This window comes from Sphingobacterium sp. IITKGP-BTPF85, from assembly GCF_001006065.1.
Taxonomy (GTDB): Bacteria; Bacteroidota; Bacteroidia; order Sphingobacteriales; family Sphingobacteriaceae; genus Sphingobacterium; species Sphingobacterium anhuiense.
In genome coordinates this window covers 1-10,340 of record NZ_ASZT02000166.1, presented here as the reverse complement: position 1 = coordinate 10,340, position 10,340 = coordinate 1, and the positions used below count along the sequence as shown (strand labels likewise).

5 protein-coding genes and 2 pseudogenes are annotated in these 10,340 nt (G+C 36.6%); all 7 read right to left on the bottom strand.

Annotation, left to right across the window (positions count from 1 at the left end; all coding sequences use genetic code 11):
* Positions 1-129 precede the first annotated feature (129 nt).
* The 7 genes and pseudogenes from L950_RS22010 to L950_RS21980 all read right to left on the bottom strand — a co-directional run bounded on the left by L950_RS22010 (position 130) and on the right by L950_RS21980 (position 10,295).
* Entirely contained in the window at positions 130-1,014 is an 885-nt protein-coding gene (locus tag L950_RS22010) for a hypothetical protein (RefSeq protein WP_021188679.1), read from the bottom strand.
* 32 nt (positions 1,015-1,046) lie between these two features.
* Positions 1,047-2,512 (bottom strand): annotated as a pseudogene (gene cysS, locus L950_RS22005) (cysteine--tRNA ligase).
* 19 nt (positions 2,513-2,531) lie between these two features.
* Positions 2,532-3,833 (bottom strand): ribosome biogenesis GTPase Der, encoded by a 1,302-nt coding sequence (gene der, locus L950_RS22000; protein ID WP_021188677.1) that lies wholly within the window; start codon positions 3,831-3,833, stop codon positions 2,532-2,534.
* A gap of 424 nt (positions 3,834-4,257) precedes the next feature.
* A complete protein-coding gene (locus L950_RS21995) occupies positions 4,258-5,991 on the bottom strand; it encodes a RagB/SusD family nutrient uptake outer membrane protein (protein WP_021188676.1) in 1,734 nt (577 codons plus the stop codon).
* Between the two features lie 20 nt (positions 5,992-6,011).
* Positions 6,012-9,089 carry a SusC/RagA family TonB-linked outer membrane protein gene (locus L950_RS21990; RefSeq protein ID WP_021188675.1) on the bottom strand — a complete coding sequence of 1,026 codons (3,078 nt, stop codon included), beginning with the start codon at positions 9,087-9,089 and terminating at the stop codon, positions 6,012-6,014.
* Positions 9,090-9,381: 292 nt separating this feature from the next.
* Positions 9,382-9,624, bottom strand: a pseudogene (locus tag L950_RS35905) (RagB/SusD family nutrient uptake outer membrane protein); the annotation flags it as partial.
* A 17-nt stretch (positions 9,625-9,641) separates the two neighbouring features.
* Positions 9,642-10,295 carry a RagB/SusD family nutrient uptake outer membrane protein gene (locus tag L950_RS21980; RefSeq protein WP_410528152.1) on the bottom strand — a complete coding sequence of 218 codons (654 nt, stop codon included), beginning with the start codon at positions 10,293-10,295 and terminating at the stop codon, positions 9,642-9,644.
* Positions 10,296-10,340 lie beyond the last annotated feature (45 nt).

The window sequence follows — 10,340 nt, the reverse complement described above, 5'->3', positions numbered from 1 at the left end:
AAGACTGTAATGAACTTAAAGTTTGGATACTCTAAAAAATAGCTTGATCGGATTAAGATAAAAGTAGAAAGGGCATTCAAAAATTAATTTGTAAGCCCTTTCTTAGTTTTATAAATAATATACAGAATATTATCTTTCGAACATCATTTCGACAAGTATATTCCAATTTGCTTTAGATACATCGTCCTTCGCGAGTTCACTCAACTTCCAAATACGGATATAATTGTATTTAACGACCTTATCCTTAATATTGACAGTTGCAGTACCGAATGAATATGCATATTCACCGCTATATGCTCTACCTACTTTTTCAGGAGTAGTTAGAATATTAATACGAGATTTCTTTAAATATGCTAATATTTCTTTTTTACCTTCTATTGGTTGTATCCAAGGAAAAAGAAATCTTGCATCTTCATTCAAAAACTCTTTATAACCCGCTTGATTATCAGCCTTAAGAACCGTTGACAAAAGCTTATCGGTTTCAAAAACAATCTCTTTACGTTGATCTAAACGTACCTGAGAACGGTGCTTCAAATACCAAGCTTCACTAGGTTCATAAAACTCCAGTTCAGAATTTTCCTTATTGCCAAAATTTTCAACTTCAGCACGAATATCCACCAGCCACTTACCTTTTTTATTTCTTTTCCAGACGGTTAAGTACTGCCCAAAACGTTTTCTCGCTCCTACTTTCTGAAATTCCATCGAACCAGTAGTAACCCCAAATTCTTGACTTTTTGAAACCATCGCTAGCGCTGGTTCCCAAGTTAGTACATCGGGTATATTCGGCCTATTATTAAGATAATCTAAAGCATTGACCTCGGAAGGAACAAAAAATTTAGACTCTTTATCGACAATCGACAGAAAAGCCTGATGCGGAGTAGTTGTCTTAGAAATCAACGCAGCCTCTTTGTCGGCATTGATTAAACTACCTACTTTATCGGGAACCTGTGCATACACTTGTGCTGAAAAGGCACTCATGAAAACTATTGCCGACATTTTATTCCATATATTCATGTAATGTCTTTATTTTAATTGGACACTAACTATCAAATCTTATTCCAAAGCGTTCCATCTTTGCTATCTTTTAATTGAATACCGATAGCATTAAGTTCCTCACGAATACGATCAGATGTAGCAAAATCTTTATTTTGCTTAGCTCCATCACGTAATTTGATCACAATAGCCATGATTTCATCCACATTATCAGTGCTCGATAATTGATCATCTTGCAAGCCTAGAATATCAAAAATAAAATGTTGTACAAATGCTCTTAACTCTTCTAGATCAGCAGCACTGATAGCTGCTTTTCCATCGTAAATAGAATTAATCGAACGAACGACTTCAAACAATTCTGCAATTAAGATAGGGCTATTGAAATCATCATCCATGGCAGCATAACATTTCGCACGTAAATCAGCTACATCAACAGCAGACTTACCTTTTGAAGGTTTCAGCTTATCCAATAGATTTACCGCTGTCATAAGACGCTTGAACCCTTTATCTGCAGCATCAAGTGCCTCATTTGAGAAATCCAATGTGCTTCTATAATGCGCTTGTAACATAAAGAAACGAACAGCCATAGGTGAATATCCACGTTCCAACAAAGGATGATCACCGGTAAACAACTGATGAGGTAAAAAGCCATTTCCTGAAGATTTAGACATACGTGCTCCATTTACCGTTAACATATTGGTATGCATCCAATATTTGGCAGGTGCAGTATGATTACATGCTTCAGACTGAGCTATTTCGTTTGTATGATGCGTTGCTGCCAGATCCATACCTCCACCATGAATATCAAACTGATCGCCTAAATATTTACGGCTCATCGCCGAACATTCAATATGCCAACCCGGAAATCCAACACTCCAAGGTGAAGGCCAGCGCATAATATGTTCTGGCTTAGCTTTGATCCATAATGCAAAATCCAGACGGCCATGTTTTTCATCTTGGCCACCAAGCTCACGTGTATTATTCAACATATCTTCCAGCTTACGATTAGTCAGAATAGTATAATCGTAATCTTTCACATATTTCTCTACATCAAAATATACAGTCCCATCTACTTCATAAGCATAGCCATTAGCAATGATCTTTTGGACCATTTCAATCTGCTCAGAAATATGTCCTGTAGCGGTCGGTTCTATACTTGGAGGTAAAGTATTAAAAAGACGAAGCACATCGTGGAAACCAAGAGTATATTTTTGAACAATCTCCATCGGTTCCAATTGCTCCAATTTGCCTTTTTAGCAAACTTATCATCACCTTCATCATTATCCCCTTCCAAATGGCCTGCATCGGTAATATTACGTACATAACGAACTTTAAATCCGAGATGTTTTAAATAACGAAATATCAAATCAAATGACACAAAAGTCCGACAATTTCCTAAGTGAACATCACTGTATACAGTAGGCCCACAAACATACATCCCTACTAAAGAGGGATGTAATGGTTGGAATTTTTCTTTCTTACGTGTTAACGTATTGTATAAATGAAGATTGTTTTCCATGTCTAGAAAATAGCTGTTTCTATTTTTGTCTAAAATATATTTGAATTGGAACACCTTCAAAATCGAAGTGCTCACGTAATTTATTTTCGATATAACGTTTGTACGGATCTTTTACATACTGTGGTAAGTTACAGAAGAATGCAAACATAGGTGTACGTCCTGGTAATTGCGTTACGTATTTTACCTTGATATATTTACCCTTTAAAGCTGGTGGAGGATAATTCTCAATCACCTGCAACATCACTTCGTTCAATTTTGAAGTAGGTATTTTTTTCGTTTTATTCTCATAAACTTTTGCTGCTACTTCTAGCGCTTTGAAAATACGTTGTTTTTCAGTGACCGAAGTAAAGACAATCGGTATATCTGTAAAAGGAGCGATTTTCTCTTTAATTCGAGCTTCAAACTCCTTCATCGTTTTATTGTCTTTTTCAATGGTATCCCATTTATTGACAATAATTACAATACCTTTTCTATTTTTTTCTGCCAAATGAAAAATATTGATATCCTGTGCTTCAATACCATCATTTGCATCTAACATTAAAAGGACAACATCAGAATCCTCTAATGCCTTGATTGTACGCATCACAGAGTAAAACTCAATATCTTCGTTTACCTTAGATTTACGTCTCAAACCTGCTGTATCAATCAATAAGAACTCATGTCCAAATTGCTTATAATGAATACGAATCGAATCGCGTGTCGTACCTGCAACAGGTGTTACAATATTACGATCAACACCTAATAAAGCATTTGTTAAAGAAGATTTACCTACGTTCGGACGACCTACGATTGTATATTTCGCTAATGTGGTATCATCTTCTTCTTCGTCTTCAAAAGTTGAAACTACAGCATCTAATAATTCCCCTGTCCCCGATCCTGTAGCGGAAGAAACATTATAAATTTCACCTAAACCAAAAGCATAAAACTCTGCAGAGTCATGGTGTAATTTAGCGTGGTCAACTTTATTTGCAGCAACATATACCGGTTTAGAACTTCTTCTCAAAAGATCTGCGATCTCATCATCTAAATCCGTAATACCTGTTGTTACATCAACCATAAAAATGATCGCTGATGCTTCTTCTATTGCGATATGAACCTGGTCACGAATTGCTTCTTCAAAAACATCATCCGATCCATGTACAAACCCACCAGTATCAATTACTGTAAACTTTTTCCCAATCCATTCTGCCGTTTCATAGTGACGGTCGCGCGTCACTCCACTAAAGTCATCAACAATAGCTTTTCTACTCTCCGTCAGACGATTAAAAAGCGTGGATTTCCCAACATTTGGACGACCTACAATTGCAACAATATTTGCCATATTTTTACTATATATTATTCTCGTTACCTCACGGCAACTTATTTAAATACAATTTAACTCAGTGGGCAAAGTTACATAATATACCTGGTATTTTTGAAAATCAATCTAATCTTATCGTAAACAATAAGATTTTTATTATCATATTTTACAACTGAGCTAAGACTATCAAACAAACTTGCTATCAGTCCGTAAGTATTCTTTTAATTGAAATTCAATTAAGAATATAAGCTTACCAAAAAGTATCCTAAAAGGGATTCAATAAAAAAAGTCCCAAATAGCTGGGGTGTTCTAAAACACTAAATTTCATTTATTCTAATTCATAAAATCGTTTTCGCGAATTCTAGCAATCATAATTATTAAACATAAAAAATGGCTTTGCAAAATTGCAAAGCCATTACTTTATTCATCAAAATCTAAACTTAAACTATTGAGTTGGATTTTGTGTTAATACACCAGGGTAAGAATTAATCGCAGACTGTGGTATAAAGTATACTACACGGAAATCCTTAGCCGCTATATCTTCAAATTGCTTATGTGGTCCAGGATAGTGACGTGTTAATGCCTCTCCGTTACGGAAAACATCATAACTACGTTCCGCCTGAAAAGCTAATTCCAATTCACGCTCTTTATCAATCAGCTTACTTGCATTTGAGGCATCCAAAGAAGCGTATGCACCATTAACAATTGAACGTGTTCTAATTGTATTTAAATCTGAAAGTGCTGCCCCATAGTTTCCTAACTTCGCTTGTGCTTCAGCACGATTCAAATAAACCTCACCCAACCTACTTATAACTGGGGAATGTAATTGTGATTCTTCACCTTCACGAGAACATTTTGTGATATAAAATTGCGGATAACCATTATTTAATGAAATAAAATAATCCAATAATCCTTCGTATGTTTTCCCATCACTATATTTGATGCTGTAAATACCTTGTACAGCATCTACTTCTTTCAATACATAAGAAATCTTTTGCTCTGGTTTTCCATCTTTTGCAGGTATAACCTCTGTAGCTATAATTGTATTTCCATTACGTGTAATAGTAAACTGCGAATAACTTAATGAGCTCTCCTTACCTCCTTTTACAAAACGGAAAACCTCGGTATATTTCCCTGAGTCTTTATCCTTTGCATAGGTAGGCTCGATAAATGCCGCACGGGCATCTACCATACGGAACTGATCCGAACGCCAATCGTTACGTCCAGTTTCATTCAACAGATTGATGTATTTTTCACTCGCGTACATCTCACCATAGCCAACACCATTAATATTAGAATACATACCTCCAATACCACCGAAATGATCATCGCCCGAAAACTCAGAAGCCACTCGTTTTATTGCAAAAATAGTTTCTCTATTCGCTTCAGGTTTATATGTATTATATTTCATAAACTCTTCTCTACCCAATAATGAGTAAGTTCCTGAATTGATCACTTTATCTGCATACTCCACTGACAATTTTGCATATTCCGCATTAGGTGCTGCATAAGTACCGCTCATGAACAAATACACACGAGAAAGCATTGCTTGCGCAGCGCCCTTAGATGCATAAACATTACCTTTATTTTTAGTCAATAAAGTCTCTGCCTTTTTTAAATCACTGATCGCTTGTTCATAAGTATCCTTTACCGTTGAACGGTCTGGCAATTGTAAATCAAAAATATCATCTGGAGTTCCATTTACAATAGGTACTCCAAGATTGGTTTCCGGACTTTGATAATACGGACGTCCAAACGCACGGGAAAGATAGAAATACATCATTCCGCGGATATAATAACATTCGCCCAATTGATTATCAATCGTCTCATCTTTTCCTTCCTCCAGCATTTTAATCACATTAGAAGATTGTGCTATTGCCTTGTAACCTGCATCCCAGAAACTGGTTAAGCGCCAATTGTTAGGGGTTCTGGAATATGAAAGAAATTCATAGAAAGCATCAGTTGAAGACCCTCTAATCATCATATTATCGCCTGCATACTCACCTAAGCGGTGCATCACATCTGACCATCCTTTTAGCTGTCCATAGCTACCCGTAATCATCGCATCTGGATTATTTCCAATAATATCTCCATCCATCGATCCTTTTGATAAGCGATCGATTTCACATGAACTAACAGTAGCTGCTGCTACTACCAATAGTAATAATAACTTTTTCATAAAAATCTTACCTGTTGTGATTAAAATGTAACATTAAGACCGAACATAAATTTTCGTGTAGCCGGATAAATTGAAGGTCCTGATGAACCTAATATTGCTCCGGTATCTTCATTGATCGATATTTCAGGATCTACGCCCGAGTAATTCGTAATGGTGAACAGATTCTCACCTGTAAAAAATACACGTATATTTTTAACTTTATACTGCTCCAGTTTGAAGTTATATCCTAATGTCAATGCACGTAATCTAAAAAAATCATTATCCTCTAAATAACGAGATGACGTTTTATTACTATTGCTCTTATTTCCATAAGAAGCAACAGGGTGGGTGGCAATATCACCTGGCTTTTCCCAACGGCTCCATCCATCTTGTAACATCATCTGATTTCTATCTGTGTATGCCCCATCAGAATCATATTCCTGACGTGCGTAATTATACGTTTTCCCGCCAATGGAATAACCAAACGAAGCACTTAAGTCAAACTTTTTATAATTAACACTTGTATTGATACCACCAAATAAATCTGGAGAAGCTTTTCCGGCCTCTTGGTAATTCGCCTCCGCATAATTTGACGTCTTGACCTGAGTAACATTTCCATTTGCATCAGTCACTTCTTTATACCATTCAGGTGCTCCGGTCTCTACATTAACTCCTGCCCAGATGGGCATATAATAGGTATCAACAGGAAGTCCTGGATATAAAACTCTTTCTGCACTACCAGAAAGACCTAAACCATCACCAATTGTAATCGGTTTAACAGAAAAAGTACCATCAGCATTTCTACTCTTAATCAATTCGGTCAATTTATTTTTATTGTGACCGATATTAAGGTCCAAACTCCAGGTCAAATCATTAGTACGAATGATATCACCACCCAATGTAAGTTCAATACCTCTATTCTGCATCTTTCCAACATTCTTCCAAAGGCTAGTGATACCTGTCACACCGCTAATGGGTACCTGGTACAAGATATTATCGGTATTCTTATCGTAATAATCTACACTTACACGAGCACGATTGTTGAACATGGAAGCATCCACACCAAAACCAGTCGTAAACGTACGCTCCCATGTTAAATCTGGATTACCGATCTGACTGATCAATGCCCCTGGGATTCCATTATAACTGGATCCTTGACTAATCGAGTACAAACTATATTGTGGATATAAAGCACTTGGACGATTTCCTACAGATCCATAAGATGCTCTTAATTTTAAATTATCAACCCAATCCGCATTGAACCAATTTTCACGATTGATATTCCAACCACCACTTAACGAGAAAAAGTTTCCATACTGGGCATTTGTACCAAAGTTAGATGCTCCATCACGACGGAAGGAAACCTGTCCTAAATATTTACCATCATAAGCATAATTCACATTAGACAACATAGATTGGACCGCCCATTCTGTAATTGCACCACGAGTACGTTCGGGTAAAGAAACAACATCCAAAACCTCAAAACCCGGAATAAATCCAGTACCATATACATCTAAAGTCTTGGACCAATAATCATTAAACTCATATGCTGCTAAAGCATTAACTGCATGTTTGCCCCAAGATTTATTAAACTTTAAAATTTGACTGGTATAACGGCGTGCGTATTCAGAACGATAATCAATTAAGCGCCCTTGTACACTTAAACCATCATTGGAGCGCGGATCAACATAACCAGCCCTAGAAAAACTATTATAACGGTAATTATTTACCGATGAAAACGTCAACCAGTTGTTAAATTTGATATCAAAATCCATATTACCATTAAATTCATAATTGGTATTGGACTCTTTGTTCCATTGCAGATCGTATAGGTAATTGGTTCCTGAATTATTTACCCAACCTTCATAGCGATGTGGCACCAGATTACCATTCGCGTCGTATGGGCTATCCCATGGTAAATTGGTATACATGGCCTCCGTAGAATACTGTCTATCATCGACACCACGCTTAGCACCTACTAATGTTGGTTTAACGGTCAACCATTCAAATGGTTTGTACACCGTATTTAACCGGAAATTATAACGATCGTATTCATATCCCTTTACGGCTCCAACCTCATTATAATATCCTAAAGACAGGTAAGACTGTAACTTCTCTGTACCACCTTGGATGGAAACATTATGATTCTGAGTAATACCGTTTTGCGTAGCCACTTTCCACCAATCAAAATTACTATTACGCAATTCTGAATTCCAACGTGAAAATTTAATATCTGCTTGATTAGGAAAAGAAGCATAGTAATCGTACAGTTCTGCACCATTCATCATCTTCATATTACCATTGGTCAACTGATTAAAGCCTACTTTTGAAGAAAAGTTGATAGACGTACTACTAGCCGAAGGATTCTTTGTCGTTACAACAACAACTCCATTCGCGCCTTGAGAACCATAGATCGCAGTTGAGGCTGCATCTTTTAAAACTGTTAAGGTAGCAATATCATCGGGATTCAGATCTCCTGCACTTGAGCCTAGAATAACACCGTCTACCACCCATAGTGGGCTTGTAGTACCACTTAAAGTAGCTTGACCCCGGATAACAACTCCTCCTTTTGCTCCAGGCTTTCCTGTTCCTGGCGCAACATATACCCCAGAGGCCTTACCATTTAACATATTCTCCACATTCGGAGAAGTTGTACCTCTCAATTGATCACCCTTTACAACTTGTAGTGCCCCAGTAAGACTCTCTTTCTTTTGAGTGCCATACCCCACAACCACAACTTCTTCAAGTGCTTGATTGGATTCTTCTAATTGCACATTTAAAAATGCACCCTCAACTAATTTTTCAGTTTTGTTAAATCCAATTGCCGAAAAAATCAACGTTTGACCAGCCTCAACTTGAAGAGAATAGCGTCCAGTAGCATCGGTTGAAGTAGCTAGAGTGGGTTTCTCTTTCACCGAAATAGTCACACCACTTAATGGACCTGTACTTGAAGTAACAGTTCCAGATACTTTCTGCTGTAAACTATTACTTGTTACGCTAATCAAATTACCATAATCACTTGCATTCACCATATTAGGAGCTACAAGGGCAAACATCAAGGCAGATGTAATGGGGTAAAATTTAGTCGCAAAAAAAGGTTTTGTAAATCTTTTATTCATAAACTTAATTTCAAGATAATCAGTACATTAATTAATTATCATAATTTATATACCGCAAAATAGTGTAAAGATTACTTAATATAAATTTAATATGAAACGAAATCGATTGCGCAAATTCACGCAAACGATTGCTATGCTAACTAAAAAAATGGTTACTCAAAAAACTACTGAATAAATAAAGACGACCTAAACACCTTCATAATGAAACGACTATTGCTGTATTGTATAACGACAAATAATAAAAGCAGGCATCTGTGGAGATACCTGCTTTTATTAATCGGGTTAAAATAAATTAATAACCTGTGTTCTGTTTTAAAACTCCATAAGATAAATCAATTTGGCTTTGCGGAACTGGCATTAGATATAATCTATCATTCCAAACACGTTCTTGCGCCAAACCATTCGTTATATTATAAATATTCTTCATCACATCTGGAGCAGTTTTCCAACGACGGATATCATAAAAACGCAAACCTTCCAATACCAATTCAACAGCTCTTTCATTGTGGATCAATTGACGTAGCTTATCTTGACTCGCATATTCCGAACGATCTACTTAGGCATGCCAACACGAACACGAAGCTGGTCTAAAGCATCAAAGATTGTTGCATCTGGTCCGGATTTTTCATTCTGTGCTTCAGCATAGTTAAGCAAAACTTCCGCATAACGGATCAAAATAAGATTAGCATAAGAATCTACTTGCTCCCGACTTGATTTTGGATCTACGAGTTTTCTAAAATTGTAACCCGTCAAAGATTTATTCGGATCACTCCCTACAAACCATTTATACACATAACCTCCACTTTTAGTTAACGAATTCCAAGGTGCAGTTTCAAACAATATAGAAGCATAAAAACGTGGATCACGGTTTTTAAACTCTTTCACAAAATCAGCTTTATCCGCTTTTGCATAATTTGCGGCACGCACCTCAGCAATTACAGGAATAACAGGTTTTCCAGTTTTATAATCAACATATAGATTCACTAAATTTTGTGTTGGCGTTATGGAACTCCAACCTCCAACAGAAGGATCCAGCAATAAGGTATTAGTCGTGTGAGATTGCGTTACTGCAATATACTGTCTGTCCAAGATCACTTCACTGTTACCTTCATTCTCAACGTGAAAAACTCCTTCATAACTTCGAAGCCCTAGTCTAAAATTATTTTCATCGTCAGCATTCGCAAAATCTACGAACTGCGCATTAATTATCCGTTTTTATCTAAATCATGATTCAACGTTACTTAAACAAAG